15 protein-coding genes and 2 pseudogenes are annotated in these 16,514 nt (G+C 69.0%); 8 read left to right on the top strand and 9 right to left on the bottom strand.

All coding sequences use genetic code 11. The features are described from left to right. Nucleotides 1-50 precede the first annotated feature (50 nt). From OG510_RS26685 to OG510_RS26655, 7 genes are read right to left on the bottom strand one after another with little or no spacing between them, the layout of a single operon-like run. Complete coding sequence (locus tag OG510_RS26685) at nucleotides 51-1,484, bottom strand: condensation domain-containing protein (protein ID WP_406140116.1); 1,434 nt, start codon at nucleotides 1,482-1,484, stop codon at nucleotides 51-53. Beyond that, complete coding sequence (locus OG510_RS26680) at nucleotides 1,477-2,283, bottom strand: 4'-phosphopantetheinyl transferase family protein (protein ID WP_406140114.1); 807 nt, start codon at nucleotides 2,281-2,283, stop codon at nucleotides 1,477-1,479. Before OG510_RS26680 ends, OG510_RS26685 begins: the two co-directional genes overlap by 8 nt. After that, nucleotides 2,280-3,020, bottom strand: coding sequence for a class II aldolase/adducin family protein (locus OG510_RS26675; RefSeq protein ID WP_406140113.1), 741 nt, complete (start codon nucleotides 3,018-3,020; stop codon nucleotides 2,280-2,282). The genes OG510_RS26680 and OG510_RS26675 overlap by 4 nt, the downstream gene beginning before the upstream one ends. Nucleotides 3,021-3,030: 10 nt before the next feature. Further along, nucleotides 3,031-3,738 (bottom strand): dihydrodipicolinate reductase C-terminal domain-containing protein, encoded by a 708-nt coding sequence (locus tag OG510_RS26670; protein WP_406140111.1) that lies wholly within the window; start codon nucleotides 3,736-3,738, stop codon nucleotides 3,031-3,033. Further along, complete coding sequence (locus tag OG510_RS26665) at nucleotides 3,735-3,998, bottom strand: hypothetical protein (protein ID WP_406140109.1); 264 nt, start codon at nucleotides 3,996-3,998, stop codon at nucleotides 3,735-3,737. Before OG510_RS26665 ends, OG510_RS26670 begins: the two co-directional genes overlap by 4 nt. After that, a complete protein-coding gene (locus tag OG510_RS26660) occupies nucleotides 3,998-5,461 on the bottom strand; it encodes a class I adenylate-forming enzyme family protein (protein ID WP_406140107.1) in 1,464 nt (487 codons plus the stop codon). The genes OG510_RS26665 and OG510_RS26660 overlap by 1 nt, the downstream gene beginning before the upstream one ends. A gap of 5 nt (nucleotides 5,462-5,466) precedes the next feature. Further along, entirely contained in the window at nucleotides 5,467-6,948 is a 1,482-nt protein-coding gene (locus OG510_RS26655; RefSeq protein ID WP_406142571.1) for a nitroreductase family protein, read from the bottom strand. 863 nt (nucleotides 6,949-7,811) lie between these two features. Between OG510_RS26655 and OG510_RS26650 the strand changes: the two genes are divergently transcribed. From OG510_RS26650 to OG510_RS26640, 3 genes are all read left to right on the top strand, one after another. Continuing rightward, on the top strand, nucleotides 7,812-8,510 hold the full coding sequence (locus OG510_RS26650; RefSeq protein ID WP_406140105.1) for a TetR/AcrR family transcriptional regulator: 699 nt from the start codon (nucleotides 7,812-7,814) through the stop codon (nucleotides 8,508-8,510). Nucleotides 8,511-8,563: 53 nt separating this feature from the next. Then, a complete protein-coding gene (locus tag OG510_RS26645; protein ID WP_406140103.1) occupies nucleotides 8,564-10,084 on the top strand; it encodes an FAD-dependent oxidoreductase in 1,521 nt (506 codons plus the stop codon). 279 nt (nucleotides 10,085-10,363) lie between these two features. Then, complete coding sequence (locus tag OG510_RS26640) at nucleotides 10,364-11,707, top strand: FG-GAP and VCBS repeat-containing protein (protein ID WP_406140101.1); 1,344 nt, start codon at nucleotides 10,364-10,366, stop codon at nucleotides 11,705-11,707. 189 nt (nucleotides 11,708-11,896) lie between these two features. Here OG510_RS26640 and OG510_RS26635 read toward each other — a convergent pair whose 3' ends face one another. Continuing rightward, nucleotides 11,897-12,496, bottom strand: a complete 600-nt coding sequence (locus OG510_RS26635; RefSeq protein WP_406140100.1) for a TetR/AcrR family transcriptional regulator — start codon at nucleotides 12,494-12,496, stop codon at nucleotides 11,897-11,899. 108 nt (nucleotides 12,497-12,604) lie between these two features. Here OG510_RS26635 and OG510_RS26630 point away from each other — a divergent pair. The 4 genes and pseudogenes from OG510_RS26630 to OG510_RS26615 form a co-directional block, all read left to right on the top strand. Then, nucleotides 12,605-12,937, top strand: a pseudogene (locus tag OG510_RS26630) (MFS transporter); the annotation flags it as partial. Between the two features lie 25 nt (nucleotides 12,938-12,962). Continuing rightward, entirely contained in the window at nucleotides 12,963-13,865 is a 903-nt protein-coding gene (locus tag OG510_RS26625; RefSeq protein ID WP_406140098.1) for an MFS transporter, read from the top strand. A gap of 50 nt (nucleotides 13,866-13,915) precedes the next feature. Next, nucleotides 13,916-15,019, top strand: coding sequence for an FAD-dependent oxidoreductase (locus OG510_RS26620; protein WP_406142569.1), 1,104 nt, complete (start codon nucleotides 13,916-13,918; stop codon nucleotides 15,017-15,019). Between the two features lie 401 nt (nucleotides 15,020-15,420). Continuing rightward, a pseudogene (locus OG510_RS26615) lies at nucleotides 15,421-15,744 on the top strand (site-specific integrase); the annotation flags it as partial. Between the two features lie 267 nt (nucleotides 15,745-16,011). On the opposite strand, the gene OG510_RS26610 reads toward OG510_RS26615, so the two are convergent. After that, complete coding sequence (locus tag OG510_RS26610) at nucleotides 16,012-16,242, bottom strand: hypothetical protein (RefSeq protein WP_406140096.1); 231 nt, start codon at nucleotides 16,240-16,242, stop codon at nucleotides 16,012-16,014. On the opposite strand from OG510_RS26610, the gene OG510_RS26605 reads away from it, so the two are divergent. Then, nucleotides 16,232-16,498 carry a hypothetical protein gene (locus OG510_RS26605; protein ID WP_406140094.1) on the top strand — a complete coding sequence of 89 codons (267 nt, stop codon included), beginning with the start codon at nucleotides 16,232-16,234 and terminating at the stop codon, nucleotides 16,496-16,498. The genes OG510_RS26610 and OG510_RS26605 overlap by 11 nt on opposite strands. The last annotated feature ends 16 nt before the right edge of the window (nucleotides 16,499-16,514 follow it).

Here is a 16,514-nt window from a genome sequence, read left to right as displayed (position 1 = left end):
TATACGTCGCCACGAATTCGGGCTGATCACGTAGAGGCTTCAGAAAAACGTCAGAAGATCTTGTTCAGCTTGGTCTCGGGGTCCTCACTCACCTGCGCGAGCAGACGGTGCAGATCACCCATGAAGCCCGCGGCCCAGCCGGCCGAGAACCGGTCGTCGCGATAGCGGAGTTCCAGAGTCATTCCGCCGTCCATCTGGTACCCGATGATGCGCAGACCGCCGCGGGGAACTTCCGGATTGGGAATGGTCACCACGCGAGCAGCGAGACCCGGCGGGGGCCTCAACGGTTCCTGGGTGGTCTCCAGGAGGTCGAAGTCGAAGTTCATGTAGGACGGCATGGCCTTCGGGTCCCGATAGCGCGCCCCATAAAGGGGGGAGCCGATTTCCTTCATGATCAAGGAGTGCGGAATCCGCTGGTGCCGCAAGGCATTCCAGAGCGTCCGGGCATCGAGCGCAACCACCTCACGGAAGGTGTTCTCGCCTCTGAATACCGTACGGAGCGTGGTCACGGTCGACAGATATCCGACCAGGCGCTGGGTCTCGGGCCGCGCTCGATTCGCCAGCGAACCGAAGGTGGCGACGTCTCCCGCCTGCTCATCACCCATGGTCGTACGCCGGTGCTTCCACATGGTGGCCTTGACCGCCGCCGACACCACCCCGGTCACGCTCGTACCCTCGGACTGCGCCAACCCCTTGATATCAGCGGCGAGTTGATGACCGAGTGGCCGTGCCAGCTTGACCAGCCTCGGCGGACGGCCCGATCCACCGGCCATGGCCGGGTCCACCAGCCCGGAGGAAGGGATCGCGTCGATTCCGTCGAGCTGCTTCCGCCAGTAGCCCACCAGGCGGTCGAGCGCGGGCCCGCCCAAATACCCCCGCTCCCATGCCACATAGTCGGGAAACTGCACGGGCAACGCGGGCAGATCCGGCTCGCGGCCGGCGGCATGGGCCGTGTACGCGGCCAGCATGTCGTCGATCATGACGCGAACGGACCAGGCGTCGATGATGATGTGGTCCATGGCCAGACAGAGCACGTGGACGTTCTCGTCGACCCGTGCGACCGCCGCCCGGAACAGCGGGCCCGCCGACAGGTCGTAATCACGGCAAGCGTCATCGGACAGGACGCGCAGGGCGTCGGCGAGCCTGAGCTCCCGCGTGGCGCCCCGTGCGGTGAAGACCCGCAGCGCTACGCCGGTATCGGCGCCGATCCGCAGAACATAGCCCTCGTCCGTCACGGGGAACGTCGTCCGCAGCGACTCGTGACGCGAGCCCACGAACGAGACACACTTCTCCAGCAGACCGATGTCGAGAGGCCCGTCGAAGCGCACCCCGACCGCGATCTTGTTGTTCACCAGTTGGGTGTCCCGCCCGGTCTCCAGCCGTTCCTGCTGCATGAAGGAGACCGGCATCAACGGCGTACGCGGCACTCGGGTGATCGCCAGCGCAGTCGCCGGAGCCGTCGTGGCCGTCGCAGGGTCAGTCATCGCATCCTCCATGTTGGTTCATGGGTTCGTGTCCGCCCATGTCATGCCGTCGCACCGGGCGCAGGGGCCCGAACGAGAAGGCCCGTTCGGCGCGTACGCCACCAGGGAGGGGCACGATCCGGATCCGCCGGGGCGGCGAAGGGGCCGCGGAGACCGCCACGGCCGCCGCCTCGCCGACGAGACGCGGGAGGCTGCGCCAGACGTAACCGGCCCAACGCCCCTGGCGTTGGCCCACTGTCACGGGAACTCTCCCCGGTCTGCCCCGCACTCCGTCTCCCGTGGCCTTGAGGCAGGACTCCTGTACGGTCCAGATCACCCCGAACGCCCTGGCCCGCTGCGACGGGCTCAGCGTGTCCATCCGTCCGCGGTCGTCCGGGCCGCAACAACGCCGGATCAGTCCCGGGCCCGGGCAGACCGGTGGTTCCACGTCGAGCCCCACAGCACGTCCCCGCGCAAGGGCGACGGCGAACAGTTTCCGGGTGTGGGAGACGCTGATGCCGAGCCATGGGGCCTCGGCGAGTTCGGGTTTGCCGCCCGGGCGCCTGACAACGGTGACGTTCTCGTCGAGCCCCACGGCCTGCCCCAGCACCCAGCGGAGCAGAGTGCGTCCCTCCAGAAATTCCGTGGCCCGCAGCACCGGCAGCCGGTGCGCCTCGGCGTGGTCCTGAGGGGTGAGATGCCGATCCGGCCGGGGGCCGTGGCCGCGCTCCGCCACCACGATCAGGATGTCGTCGCGATCCTGCCGTGCCCGGCCCGCACATGCCGTCGCCCGTCGGTGGACCGGCGAGGGTCGGATCATGACGACAACCAGGACGACGACTCGGGCCACACCCGGTTGACCCGTCGCACCGCGTAGTCCCAGTAGGAGCGCACAGACAGGTCCGCATAGATGAAGTCCTGCTTGAGCGCAACGTCCCGCTCGCTGCTGTGATGGTAGGAAACACCGCTGCCCTGTGCCAGGAGTTGCAGTCTGCAGGCTCTCTCCAGCACCTGTGCGAACACCGAGGCATGCCGCACGCTCTTGCCGGTCACCACACCACCGTGGTTGCGCATCAGCGCGCCGTGCCCGTCGCCGAGCGCCTTGGCGATTCGGTCTCCGGTCTCGATGTCGAGGACGGTGTTGCTCGTCTCGGTGAACAGGCCCAGGCGTTCCACGAAGTAGGCACCGTCGTGCGACACGGGGCGCAGGTCGAGATCGGTGGCACCGAAGACCAGGGTGTACGGGGCGTGGCTGTGGACGATCGCGTTGACGTCCGGACGCCGCTGGTATATCGCCTGGTGCAGGGGCAGTTCGGGCGGGGCTTCGCGGGGCGCCGGCAGCGTGTCGTCGACCGCGGCGAGCACCGTGTCACCGGGGGTCATCTCGTCGAATCCGCAGAGCGCGCTCTTGATGCAGAAGGTGTCGCTGCCGGGCAGCCGCGCGGATATCTGCCCCTGATTGAAGTCGTCGTGCCCGTCCAGCGAGAGCATCCGCGCGCCGAGCGCAATCTGCGCCCGCAGACGTGAATGCGGCTGAGAGGTACTCGGCTCTGGCATGGCTGCGCTCCTAGACCCTTCCGATAATTTCGTCAAAGACAGTTCGTATGTCAGTCAGCCCCGGAGCACGGCCGTCGGCCCAGCGGACCGCGGCGAGGGCGCCGGATGCCGCCGCGGCCAGCGACCCGACCGAGTGGCGCACGGTGAGACTCTCGGCCTGCCAGGTGAGGAGCACTTCGTGGTCGCTGACCGGCATGCCGGCCCGCTGTGAGTCGATGGACTCGGTCTCGTGTCCGGTCGTTTCGCGCCAGATGTCCGCGAGATGGAGCGCCGAAGCACTCGGACGGTGTGCCTTCATCGCAGGGTGGCGCTCCCACACCGCGGCCTCGGGCAGTACCTGCTGAGCTGCGCCCAGGAGCTTCCCGATGAGGCGCACCGCCTCACCCTGCAGATGGTGGCCCATGGAAAGGTTGGTCGCCCGGATGACGGGCACCTCGTCGGCCAGGGCCCGCAACGCCTCCCACTGCCGGGCATCGAGGCTGGATACGCACTCCACCAGAGCGCTGCCCTGCCGCTTGCAGTAGTCGAGCAGGGCGGGCTGCGCGCTCGGAGAGCTCGCGTCGACCACGACAGAAGGGCCGCGGGCGCCCAGGGGCCATTCCCCCCAGCGTCCGATCGTGACCATCCGCAGGCCCTGGTCGCGCCCCGCCTGCACCACGGCCCGGCCCAGGCGGCCCAGTCCCACCACTCCGACGCAGCGAACTGCATCGTCAGTCATGCCGTGACGCCTCCGCTGTCCGCTATCAGGCCGAGGATTCCGTCAACGGTCGCGAAGCGGTCGGTGTCCGCCTCGGGATCGAGATAGACACCCAAGTCGTTCTCCACCGCATCGATCAGCCGCATGTACGAGAGCGATGAGTAGTTGAGCGCGAGAAGCGAGTAATCGGCTTTGGCAAGGTCGCCGTTGGTCAGTTCACCGTCGGCCGATTCGATGACGATCCGAATCAGCCGGCTTCGCAGATCAGTGGCAGAAGTCATCAGTGAGCACTTTCCTTGTGTGCGAGCAGGTCCAGGACCCCGGTCAGGGAGGGCTTTCCGGTGGATCCGCGAGGTACGGCGGGCACGGCCCGAAGCAGCGCTGGAACCTTGTAGCGAGCCAGCCGTGCGGCCACGTGGTGTCGGAGATCGGCGCTGGTCACTCCCGCATCGCCGACGAAAACCGCAGCCAGCGCCGGATCTCCCCGCCGGTCGGGCGCTTCGAGCACGAACGCGTCCCGCACGCCGGGGAACTCCTGCAGGACAGCGGCTACTTCAAGGGGATCGATCTTCCTTCCGGCGACATTGATCATCCGGTTGGTCCGGCCGACCAGCACGAGGCCGTGTTCTCCCAGATAGCCGCTGTCGCCCGTGCGGTAGAAGCCGTCCGCGTCGATCCGCGCGGCGAACTGATCGTTCTCGTTGAGATACCGGGAGCCCATGGATGCGCTGCGTACCGTGATCGGCCCTGGTGCGTCCGCCGAGGTTCCCGCTCTCACCTGCACGCCCGGCAACGGCTCACCGAGCGCACCGCCGGTACGGTCAGTCACCGAGTAGGTGAGCGGTCCCGTCTCCGCAGTGCCGTAGTAGTCACTCACCGGTACTCCGGTCAGTTCGGTGAACCGGGCACGGATCTCGGGCCTCAGCGGGGCCGCGGAGGAGATCGCCACCTTCACCCTTCGGAAGGCCCGCGCCAGGTCGGCGCCGGCGTCGGGCCCGCTCCCGCGGTGGCGGGCCACGGATTCGTACAGAGCGGGAAACGCGACAAGCCGGGTGGCGCCGGTGTCATCGACGAGCCTTCGGACCCGTCCGGCCGTGGGCAGGCCCTGGCTGAGGTGCAATCGGGCGCCGACGAGAAAGGCGGCAAGCAGTGAGGTGTTGAAGGCCAGGCCATTGGACAGCGCGGCGAAGCAGGCGATCCCGTCGTCGGCACCCAGACCTGTTCCCTCTGCCCAGTTACGGGCCGCGTTCTCCACCGCGGTCGCCGAAAACTCGATGCAGGTGGGTCGCCCGGTGGACCCGGACGTGAACCGGCACACCGCGGTGCTGTCGAGGAGTTCCGGCCGGGGAGTAGTACGTATCAGGCGGTGAACCTGCAGATGCTCGACGCTCCCCACGCGGATCGCCTCGCCGTCCGGCAGGTCCAGATCACCGTCCGTCAGGATCAGTTCGAGAGCGCAGTCCTTTATGATCATCGAAATCTCGGAGCTGCCGAGTGACGCGTCGATCAGAAAGGGGACACATCCCGCACGGAGCAGCGCACAGTACACCGTCACATAACTGACGGAATTACTGGCTCTGATGCCTACATGGGTCCCCCTTTCCGCACCGAACGGCCGGACAGCCTCCTCCGCGACGCGGGCTCGACCGTCCAGTTGCGTATACGTGACGGACGTCAGAGAGTCAGCGACTGCCACACGATCCGCGTGGCGGCGCAACGTTGCGGTGAAGAGTTCGCCGAGCACCTTCTCTACCCTTCATTGTGCGCATAGGCAATATTCAACCGGTCCAACTTCTGGCTCGCAGAACCGGAATTACCGAGAACCAGAATGTAAAGAACTTCGTGATCCACGGGCAGCCCCGCCAGTTCACGCCAGCGCCGGGAGTCGAATCCACCGATCGCGGTAATTCCGATGTGCGCGTCCGTCGCGCCCAGATAGAGCAGGTGCCCCAGCACCCCGGCCCGGAACAACGCCCGATCGATGCCCCCGATCGGATCGCCCAGCAGATCGCGGCGCGAGGTGTGCAGCAGCACCAGGGCCGCGGCGTGACGCAGATGGGCCTGGCCCATGCAGACCTCCACCAGCTCCTCGTCGGACACCGTCGCCGGGGTCGACGGCAGCTGCGCCGCCGGCATGCCCCGTGTCAGGTGCACGCTGCCGGGCTCCAGCCCCTCGACATGCCGGACCATCAGCGTGGCCTGGACGGAGGTCTCGTCCGGCACATCAGTGCGCAGTTCTGTGTGGAGGGCTCCCAGAGCGGCCCAGACATCCTCCGCCGCCAGAGCGCCGGGAACGAACTTCTTGGCGGACTCCCGCCGCAGGGCCAGCTCGGCCAGCCTCGCCCCGGAGGCCAAGGCGGATCGCGGGTTCGCCACCAGGCCGGCGGCGGGCGTCAGGGGCCCCGGTGTGGCGGGCAGCGCCGTTTCGTGGTTCGGTTCGGCGCGGCGTTTGACCGATGCCCAGCAGGCGGCCTCCAACCAGGTGACGGGACCCCCCCAAGACGGCGCCGAGTTCCCGGCCTGGCGCTCGGCGAAGACCCACTCCGCGGAGTCGACGGGGACTCCATCGGCGGGGGCTCCCGGACACGATTCCGCCGACGGCCGAGTCCGGCACCCCAGCGAGATGACGGAGTGGATGAACCGGCACCGCCGGTCCAGGTCGAGGAGCTCGGCCAGCGGGGCGGTGTCCAACCGGACCCGCAGTGCGGCCTGGTCGTCCCGGTCGGGCGTGAGGCTGAGCAGATGCATCGCAAAGTGTGCGGTGTCGAGCTGGGTGTACACGTAGCCGCGGTCCCCGTACTTGCGCATCGAAAGCCAGGGCCGCGCCACCACGATCAGCAGCGCCCCTCCTCCGGGAACCGCGATGCCCGACTTGTCGAGAGCCCAGGCAACCGGGCGGCCCCTGCTGAGCAGGGAGCACGAACGGCGCAGCGGGTCCGCGGCGTACACCGCCGCGCTTTCCTCCTCTCCGACAGCCACCAGGCATTCGTACGGGTGGAGGGCACCCGCGGAGGGCGCTGCCGGAGCACCTTCGCGGGCGCCGCCCCAAGCAGCGTCGAGCAGCCGCAGCGCCGCATCGATGCCTGGTGGTGCGGTCTGCCGCTCGGGGGCAGCGCCGCCGGGCGCGGTGAGTGTCATGCGACCCCAGAAAGCCTCGGCCGACGAAGCCTCGTGGGTTCCGTCGCGGTCGGCTTCCCGTTTCTCCATGCCGTCCGGCAGAAACGTCTTCACAGAATTCAACCTTTAATCCTATACCGTCAGCGAATTCCGCCGTCTTCGGTCGGTGGGGACGCTTGAGGTCACCCCCAGATGAGGTCGTCCGGCTGCTCACCCGCGACCTGGCGGACAACTGCGTGGACGCTCGACGCAGCGTCTTCATGCACCTGAACAGAGAACCCGGCTGAAGCCGCAGGTGCCGCCGCCAGAAGAAGCGCAACAACAGGTTTCAGAGCCGTGCGAAAGCTGCTCATTCGTATATCCCCCGTACGAATCATGGACAGAATGGAAGTTGCGAGCCCGACTGTTCGATGTGCAAACCGCTGCCCGGCTCGGCACATGTGAATGCTTGCAGTCGTTTTCGGCCAGGCGAAGGGGTCTTGGAGGCCTCATCCGGCCATGTCCCAGCGCGGCCAATGGGCTTGCCCGGTTGTGACCGATTCGCGAAGCGCTTTTCGCCGTATTCCGGCGACAGCGGTCTTCGACCTTGTCCACGATCTGGGATGCGCCCGATGATCCCCTGCCGGGGGCGTAGGCCAGGACGGGGCGTAGGCCAGGACGGGGCGTAGGCCGGTGGGCTGAGCCGACCAGGGAACGGGCGGTGGCCGGCTCCGGCCGGAGAGCGGGCGGCTCCCGTCCCGTCACTCTCCCCTCCTGATGCCCGCCCCGCCTCGGCGCACACCTTCAGACTGCGGGACGTCACCGAACTCCCGCCGGACGGAACGCTGCTGGGCGACGGCTCGCGGGAGGTCGGACGACAGTCGGTCAGTCGGCCAGAGAATGCCACCTGTGCGCGAGCCGCGCGCCGGCACCGCGCCCCGTCAGCTCGGTCCGCCGACTTATTTGGTGCAGCGCTCCAAACGTGTCATATTTGGGACATGCCAACACGAGCACGCCGGACACAGCGGCGTAACCAGGTGCTCTCCCGGGAGCAGATCATCGGCACCGCGATCGACCTGCTCGATACAGGTGGCGAGGGCGCCCTGACCGTCCGGGCGCTGACCGAGCGCCTGGCCACCGGGTCGGGGGCGGTCTATTACCACGTCGGCAACCGGGACGAGCTGCTGGACACGGCGACGGAAACCGTCATCACCGCGGCTCTGGCGACCAGGCCCGCGCGCGCCGGGGCCACGCCCGAGGACGAGATCCGCGTTGTCGCACTGGCCTTGTTCGATGCCATCGCCGAACACCACTGGCTCGCCACGCGGTTGACCCTCCAGATCATCCGCAACCCCGCCGGCCCCGTGACGGTGGGGATCTTCGAAAGGCTCGGACGGCAGGTGGGCGCCCTGGGTGTCCCGCAGGCCCGCTGGTTCGACGCGGCCTCGACGCTCGTGCACTACATCCTCGGCGCGGTCAGCCAGAACGCCCGCATCGAGGGAGACGCGTCGGGAATCGACCTCGAAACGGACCGCGAGGAGTTCTTCGACGCGACCTCGCAGGCCTGGCAGGACCTCGACGCCGAGTCCTATCCGTTCATGCACGCCATCCTCGGCCAGGTAGGAGAGCACGACGACCGCGAGCAGTTCCTCACCGGCATCGCCGTCGTCCTCGACGGCCTCGCTCACCTGCGCTGACCCGTCCCACCCGGCCGGGCTGCCAACTGGGCTTCCTCGAAGGGAAATCTCTCATGCACGACGTAGTAATCGTGGGCGGCGGCCCGGTCGGCCTGTTCCTGGCCGGCGAACTGGCCCTGTCCGGCTGCTCGGTACTCGTACTCGAACGGGAGCAGGACCTCACCTCGCCGCTCAAGGCGCTCCCGCTCGGGATGCGGGGCCTGAACGCCGGCTCGGCCGAGACGTTCCACCGCCGCGGCCTGCTCGAAGCGGTGATGGACGCCTCCGGCGCCGACAGGAAGGAGGTCGGCGCGGACCCCGACGCGAGTGAGGCACCCGCCCCGCGCGACGTGTCCCACTTCGCGGGCATGGGCCTGGACGCGGGCGCCATCGACGCGTCCGCTCTGCCGTTCCGGCTGCCCGGCCCGGCGATGGAAGGGTTCATGACGAGCCTGGAAGCCGTCTCGGTGGTGCTGGCCCGACGGGCCGCCTCGCTCGGCGTGGAGTTCATCCGGGGTGTTCCCGTCACCGCCGTGGTCCAGGACGACGACGGCGTCACCGCCACCGCCGGCGGCCAGGAGTACCGGGGACGCTGGCTGGTGGGCTGCGACGGCGGGCGCAGCGCGGTGCGCGAGCTCGTGGGCTTCGACTTCGTGGGCACCGAGCCGCTGTTCACCGGCTACGTCGCCGAGGTCACCTTCGCCGACCCCCAGCAACTGCCCCTCGGCTTCAATCTGACGCCGACCGGCATGTACCTGCGCACGCCCTTCGAGGGCCACCTGGGTATGAACGACTTCGACGCCGGGACCTTCGACCGCTCCCGGCCGCTGACCCGCGAGCACCTCCAGGCGGTCCTGCGCCGCGTCTCCGGCACCGACGTGACGCTGACCGACGTCCGGCTGGCCTCCAGCTTCACCGATCGAGCCATGCAGGTGACCAGCTACAAGAAGGGCCGCGTTCTCCTCGCGGGTGACGCCGCGCACATCCACTCACCGCTCGGCGGCCAGGGCCTCAACCTCGGCATCGGCGACGCCGTCAACCTCGGCTGGAAGCTCTCCGCCACCGTGCACAACACCGCACCCGATGGCCTCCTCGACACCTACACCGATGAGCGCCACCCTGTCGGCGCCGCCATTCTCGACTGGTCCCGCGCCCAGGTCGCCACCATGAAGCCGGGCCCCAACGCCCCCGCCCTGCGCAAGCTGGTCCTCGACCTGATGAGTACGCCCGACGGGGCCACCCACGTGTACCGGCAGACCTCGGGACTGTTCCACCGCTACGACCTGGGCAGCGAACAGCCACTCGTCGGCCGCAGCGGCCCCGACTTCCGCTTCACCGACGGCACCAGCCTCGGCGACCTGCTGCGCCAGGGCCAGGGCGTGCTCCTCGATTTCAGCCGCGACCGCGCGCTGCGGACCGTGGCCAAGAGCTGGGCGGGCCGCATCCACTACGCGGGCGGGCCGGTACGCAACGACCTGGGATTCGCTGCCCTGTTCGTCCGGCCGGACGGCATCGTGGCGTGGGCAGATGATCACGCCGACGCCGAAGCGTTCCAGCAGGCCGCGACCCGCTGGCTCGGCCACCCGCAGAACTAGCACTTCGCCGCAGGGGGAGAGCAGCGGCTTCGGCGCGGGGTGAAAACACCCTCGCTCGCGCAGCGGTGGGCCGGCTTGAGCGTGCCGTGGACTGCAGCGGGGCGTGAAGCCACCGAGCGCGAGGAGGTTACGTAGGGGATGGGCACGGCCCTGCCCCCGTTATTACCGCCGGGCGTCGCGCATCACCCCCGTCATGCATCACCTCCGTCGTGCATCACCCCCGTAACGAAATGATCTGCTTCCTTGTGCAGGCCGCCCCCACGCCCCTGGAGTGGGCTGATGCACTTCCCGACAGCCGGCGGCCCGTTCTTCCGCCACCTGCGCATATGGCACGCCGTGCTGGTCTCCCTCGTAGTGGTGACGGTGGTGGCCTTTCTCGTCCTCCTCCCGTCCGGCGGCGCGCGCCCGGTGCCCAACAGCCCCTGCCGGCCGTCCGATTCGGCGCGCGAGGACCGGCCCGCGACCTCCGACGTCGACGGGGACGGCTTCGCCGATCTGGTGGACGAGATCTCCGACACGGAGAACTTCGACGTGACCGTCGTGCCGGGCTCCGAGCACGGTCCGGACCACGACCGCACGACCCTCCTCACCCGCGAGGACCTCGGTGTGCCGGACGACATCCAGACGGCGGACGACCCGTGGCGGCCCACGGTCGCCGACCTGGATGAGGACGGCCATGCCGATTTCGTCGTCAGCAGCGCAGCCAGTGTCCTGTGGGGAGGTGCCAAGGGCCCGCAGGCCGGCGGACCGCACGGGCGCATCCCACTGCCGGGCAGCGGGTACCACACCGCGCCGATCGCCGGCGACTTCGACGGGGACGGCCACACCGATCTCGCGGTCTTCAGGGACTCCAACGAGGACCAGGAACTCGTCGTCGTGAAGGGACCGTTCAAGCGGTCCGGCGCCCCGGCCCGGATCGCGGCGATTCCCAGCCCGGTCCACGAGGGCGCGTCACCCGTACTGGTCGCCGGGGACGCGAACGACGACCGAGCCACCGATCTCGCGCTCTACGACTCCCCGTGGGATCCGCCCCTGCTGTTCACCGGCGGAGCCCGTACCGCCGGCGGCCTGAGCAAGGAGCCCGAGCGGCTGCCGGCGGGCGAGAACGTCGTCTTCGGCGACTTCGACGGCGACGGACGGCAGGACGTCGCCACCGGCCGGAGCTTCGTCAACAGCTACGACGAGGACGCCACACCCCACCGGCGCGGCCAGGTCAGCGTCCGTTACGGGAAGGAGCCGGGGAAGTGGGTCACCATGGATGGCGGCGACTTCAAGGAGGGCTTCGGCACCAGGCTCGCCGCCGGAGACTTCAACGGCGACGGCTGTGACGACCTGGCCGTACAGCTCACCAGGAAGAAGGAAGCGGGGGACGCGCGGATCGAGGTACTGCGGGGCGGCTCCGAGCACGGACTCGGGTCGAAGCCCTGGCGTGCCACCAAGCGCTCCGTACGGGGTGACGACGGTCCGATCGACGGCACGCTCGCCGCTGTCGACGACTGGGACGGCGACGGCCGCGCGGAACTCGCCCTGACCGGCGGGGACCGGTGGTGGATCACCGACGGCACGGGCCGCGACGAGGCATCCTTCCGGGCCGACGAGGGTCCCCAGACTGATCACACATGACGGGGATTCTTCTCGAAGCCTGCCGTGCGCAGGCGCGGGCGCAGGCGCGGGCCAGAACGCTAAGGACTCCTGGCGCCGGCCGTCCACGCACTGCTGTGGGGCGCCGCCATCGCTGCCATCGCCACCGTCTTCATCCCGCTTGCCCCTGCGGGCCTCCAAGAAGCACGCCTGAGGCGGAGCGCGCACCCGCTACCTGGACGCGCGCTCGATGGTCGCCGCCCAGCCGGCCTCGATGAACCGGAACGTCACGTCGATGATCTCTTCGGCGTCGTCGAGTGAGCGGATGGAGGGAATGATCCCCAGGGCGGTGCGGGCGACGAGGCTGCAGGCGGCGTCCGGGGAGTGCAGGCCGATCTCGGCGGCGAGGGCCCCGGCGAGGGCCTGCTCGTGGCGCAGCCACATCTTGGCCGAGTAGTCCCGCAGGGCAGGGGCGCTCTCGATCAGCGCGTGGAACTGGACCAGGCCGGGCTCCGTCCGCGCCGTTTCGACCATCTGCAGGAACCAGCCGCGCAGCGCCTCGGGGATGGAGACACCGCTGGGGCGCTCGCGGACGGCGGCGAGGAGCATCTGTTCCTGCTCGTCGTCCTGGTCGAAGACGAGGGCTTCCTTGGACGGGAAATAGGCGAACAGGGTCGCGGTGGCGAGATCTGCCTCCTGGGCGACCTCACGTACGCCGACGTTGTCGTAGCCGCGCTCGAGGAACAGCCGCAGAGCCGTGTCCGCGAGCAGCTTGCGGGTCTGTGCCTTCTTGCGCTCACGGCGGCCGCCGGGCTGGTGGTTTGTCCCCATAGCAAGAACCATATCAGTTGCAAACTCAGAACTGTTCTGTTTACAGTCTCGTTCTGGAAATGCTTCTGGAGGTGACGCCCCCAGCCCATCGCCCCGCGGGAGGACGCCATGCAGGACACACCCGAACTCGCCCTCGCCCAGGGCTCTCGCACGTCTCCCCCGCGCCGGGCGTGGGCGGTGATCGTCTGTCTGACGCTGCTGAACTCGATCGGGATGACCGTGGTGTTTCCGGTCCTGCCGTTCGTCGCGCTCAAGTACGTCCACGAGGGCTCGCTGGCCTTGTGGGTCGGCGTACTGGAGTCGGTGAACGCGCTGTGCGCCTTCCTGGTGGCGCCGCTGCTCGGCGGTCTGTCCGACCGGATCGGGCGGCGCCCCGTGCTGATCATCAGCGCGTTCGGTGCCGCCGCCGGCTACGCGCTGTTCGGTGTCGGCGGCGCGCTGTGGGTCCTGCGTCACCGCGCGGGCGGTGCAGGGTCTCGCCTCGGGCGACACGCCGGCGGTCTTCGCCTACGTCGCCGACATCACCCCGGCCAAGGACCGCACCAAGCGCTACGGCCTGCTCGGCGCCCTGACCGGAGTCGGCATGATGATCGGCCCCGCGATCGGCGGCGTCCTGTCCAGGATCAGCCTGGACGCGCCGGTCTACGGCACTGCGCCGATCGCCGCACTGGTCGGACTGGTGGCCGTCTTCGCACTGCCGGAAAGCCTCGCCCCGCACAACCGGTCCAAGAGACTCGGCCTGGAAGAACTGCACCCGTTCAAGGTGCTCAAGGACGCCTTCGCCCGCAAGGAACTGCGCGTTCTGCTGACCGGATTCACGCTGATCAGCATCCCGTTCTACTTCTACGTCAACAACCTCCCCGTACTCGGCAAGGACAGCGTCGGCTGGGGCCCGGCCCAGGTCGGCCTCCTGATGTCGGCCGCCGGCATCCTCGACATCGTCATCCAGGGCGGACTGCTCGCCCTGCTGCTGCCCCGGATCGGCGAACGCGGCGTCATCCTGTCCGGCATCGCCGGCCAGGCGGTCGGCTGCGCCGGAATGGCCCTGGTCGCCTTCTGCCTCGGCGCACCCCAACTCCTGGCCGTGGCAGCCTTGTTGTTCGCCTCGGGGCAGGGCGCCATGACCGCCGCGCTGGACGGGCTGATGTCGAACGCCGTCGGCGCCGACGAACAGGGCCGGCCGGCCGGCGGGATCTCCTCGATCGGCTCCGCGATCCAGATGACCGCACCGCTGCTCGCCGGCTGGCTGTACGCGAGCACGGGCCACGCCACCCCGTACACCCTCGGCTTCCTCATGATCGTTGCCGCCGCCGTACTGCTGTCCCGCACCGGCGCCGGCGTTGCCCGCCGACCGGTCACCACCCCGTAAACCCCGGGTCGGCGCACTCCCCCCCTCCCCCACCGAAAGGGCTCTCTGCCATGTCGAACCCCACCCCCCGTATCGCGATCGTCGGCGCAGGTCCCGGCGGCCTGCTGTGTGCCGCAGTGCTGCGCCGCCACGGCATCCACGCCACCGTGCTCGAACGCGACGCCGACGCTCACCATCGCGGCCAGGGCGGCAGCCTCGACCTGCACGAGCACACCGGCCAGGCCGCCCTGACCACCGCGGGGCTGCGCGACGCCTTCCTGGAACTGTCCCGTCCCGAGGGGCAGGAAATGCGCGAGTACGACCACGCCGGCACCCTGGTCGCCCACGAAGACAACACAGGGGAGCCCGCACGTCCCGAGATCGACCGGACGGACCTGCGCAACCTGCTGCTCGACGACCTCGGGCCGGACAACGTGCGCTGGAACACCCCGGTCCGGCAGACGGTCCTCACCCCCGACGGGCAGGCGCGGCTCACACTCGGCGACGGGACCACGGAGGACTACGACCTCGTCGTCGGGGCCGACGGCGCCTGGTCGAAGGTACGCCCCGTCCTGTCCGACGCCACCCCGATCCACACGGGCAACACCCTGGTCGAGACCTGGTTCACCGACGCCGACAACCTGTACCCGGTGCTGGCCAGGATGGTCGGCAACGGCATGATGCTCGCCACCGACGCGAACGATCCCACCCACGTGCTCATCGGCCAGCGCAACAGCGACGGCAGCATCCGCGTCTACATCGGCCTCAAATGCCCGCACGACTGGGCCGAGCAGGCCGGCGTCGACCCGGCGGACACCGAAGCCGTCCGCGTCCACTTCCTGGCGATGTTCGCCGGCTGGCACGAGGACCTGCTCCGCGTACTGCGCGAGAACGAAGGACCCTTCATCAACCGGCCCGTCTACCGCCTGCCCTACCCCCACACCTGGCAGCACACCCCCGGCGCCACCCTGCTCGGCGACGCGGCCCACCTCATGCCCCCGGCCGGTCAGGGCGCGAACCTCGCCCTCATCGACGCGGCCGATCTCGCCACGGCCATCGCCGGGGCGGTGGCCGAAGGCTCCAGCCTCGACGCGGCAGTGCAGGGCTACGAGCAGATCATGCACCCGCGCGGAGCGACCGCTGCCGAGGAGTCCTTCCGCGCCCTGGAGCACTGAGTCGATGAACGCCCCTTCTCCGAAAGACCGTTGATCACGCGGGCCGCCCATGGTCTGGTCGACCCCATGGCCCATGAGGTATCCAGCTTCGCGCTCGTCGGTGGACAGGACGGCCGTGACAACGGCATCCCGGCGACATCCACGGGACTCCCCCGCACTCACTCAGGGGTGCGATGCGGGTCAGCAGGTGCTGGGCGCCGCCCGCCCCGCGAAGCGGTCCTTGAGCCAGGGAGCGCCTTCGGCTCGTGGCGGCGGAGGCGAGGATGTGGCCGAGTACACCGTTGGGGGGTGAACTTCACCGTGGCTCCCGACGCACACCACTCCGTGGCGAGTTGACGGCCGACGCGGAAGGGGATCACGTCGGCGGCCGTCGGTCGTGAGGAAGCGCGAGTTGAGGAAGGGGTACTTGGCTTCACCCCGAGAAGGCCAGCGACGTCCTCCGTCGGCTGTGCCGTGAGGCCGGCCTCCCGCCGATCGATCTGCGGGATCTGCGGCATGTGGCGGCGACGTTGATCCATGCGGGTGGTGGCGGCATCCACACGATCAAAGAGACGCTGCGTCACGGAACGATTCGGCTAGCCTCCGACACGTACACGAGCCTGCTGCCCCAGGTGGATCAGGAGGCCGCGAGGAATGCCGAGTCCGTCGTGCCATGTGCGCGCCGCCCAAGGCCCTCCGGCACAGCCGCTCACGCATCGCTCACGCAGGCGTCCTCCAACGCCTGAGCGCCCCACCCTGGCCTAAACCAGTCGAGGCGCTCGGATGCAGGTTGGAACGTTTCTGCGAACTCCTGCTCAGGTGGGGCGGGTGGGACTCGAACCCAAAAGCGTGACGCCTCTCACCTGCGACGATACCGAAACAACGGACATAGCCACCCGTTTCCATCCGGCTACATCCCCCTCGATCCGGCTCGGATGGGAGTCGGTTAGGCGTTCGCCACACCACCTTTTGCCGCGGTTCCGATCGACGTAGGACCGGATCAGACAACTCTTTCACCCACACCGCTGAGGCACCCGAGTCCCCCGAGAAGCCTCCAGTCCGTGCAGCCCAAGGCTGATTAGGCGGGCCGGGTCGCCCGAGGTGGGGGCCATCGCGCCGTCGCGCAGGTTCGCGTTCAGCGTGACCATGAAGGCGGCGGTGCCCTCGTCGAGGCCGAAGCCGATGAGCTGCTCGCGCTCCTCCTCGGAGGTGAAGGCCTGGTAGCGGACCGGAGTGCCGAGCACCTCGGCGGCGGTGGCGGCGAATCCCTCGAAGGACCACGCGGTGTCGCCGGACAGCTCGTACGCCTTGCCCTCGTGGCCGGGCGTGGCCAGGACGACGGCGGCGGCTTCGGCGAAGTCCTGCTGGTGGTTTTCCGTGTACCAGCCGTTGCGCAGGAAGGTGGCGGGGATGCCGGAGGCGGTGATCAGTTCCTCGGTGGCCTTGTGGTCGGCGGCGAGTTCGAGGATCGTCGTCGGCGCTTCCAGCCCAGAGGTGTAGACGAGGTACGGGCATA

The sequence above is a fragment of the Streptomyces sp. NBC_01089 genome (genome assembly GCF_045162975.1).
Lineage (GTDB): Bacteria > Actinomycetota > Actinomycetes > Streptomycetales > Streptomycetaceae > Streptomyces.
This window is presented reverse-complemented; position numbering and strand designations above follow the sequence as displayed.

Coding starts and splice junctions, on each gene's coding strand:
- OG510_RS26685 (WP_406140116.1), bottom strand. CDS start 1,484: ATGACTGACCCTGCGACGGCCACGACGGCTCCGGCGACTGCGCTGGCG.
- OG510_RS26680 (WP_406140114.1), bottom strand. CDS start 2,283: ATGATCCGACCCTCGCCGGTCCACCGACGGGCGACGGCATGTGCGGGC.
- OG510_RS26675 (WP_406140113.1), bottom strand. CDS start 3,020: ATGCCAGAGCCGAGTACCTCTCAGCCGCATTCACGTCTGCGGGCGCAG.
- OG510_RS26670 (WP_406140111.1), bottom strand. CDS start 3,738: ATGACTGACGATGCAGTTCGCTGCGTCGGAGTGGTGGGACTGGGCCGC.
- OG510_RS26665 (WP_406140109.1), bottom strand. CDS start 3,998: ATGACTTCTGCCACTGATCTGCGAAGCCGGCTGATTCGGATCGTCATC.
- OG510_RS26650 (WP_406140105.1), top strand. CDS start 7,812: ATGCCAACACGAGCACGCCGGACACAGCGGCGTAACCAGGTGCTCTCC.
- OG510_RS26645 (WP_406140103.1), top strand. CDS start 8,564: ATGCACGACGTAGTAATCGTGGGCGGCGGCCCGGTCGGCCTGTTCCTG.
- OG510_RS26640 (WP_406140101.1), top strand. CDS start 10,364: ATGCACTTCCCGACAGCCGGCGGCCCGTTCTTCCGCCACCTGCGCATA.
- OG510_RS26635 (WP_406140100.1), bottom strand. CDS start 12,496: ATGGGGACAAACCACCAGCCCGGCGGCCGCCGTGAGCGCAAGAAGGCA.
- OG510_RS26620 (WP_406142569.1), top strand. CDS start 13,916: ATGTCGAACCCCACCCCCCGTATCGCGATCGTCGGCGCAGGTCCCGGC.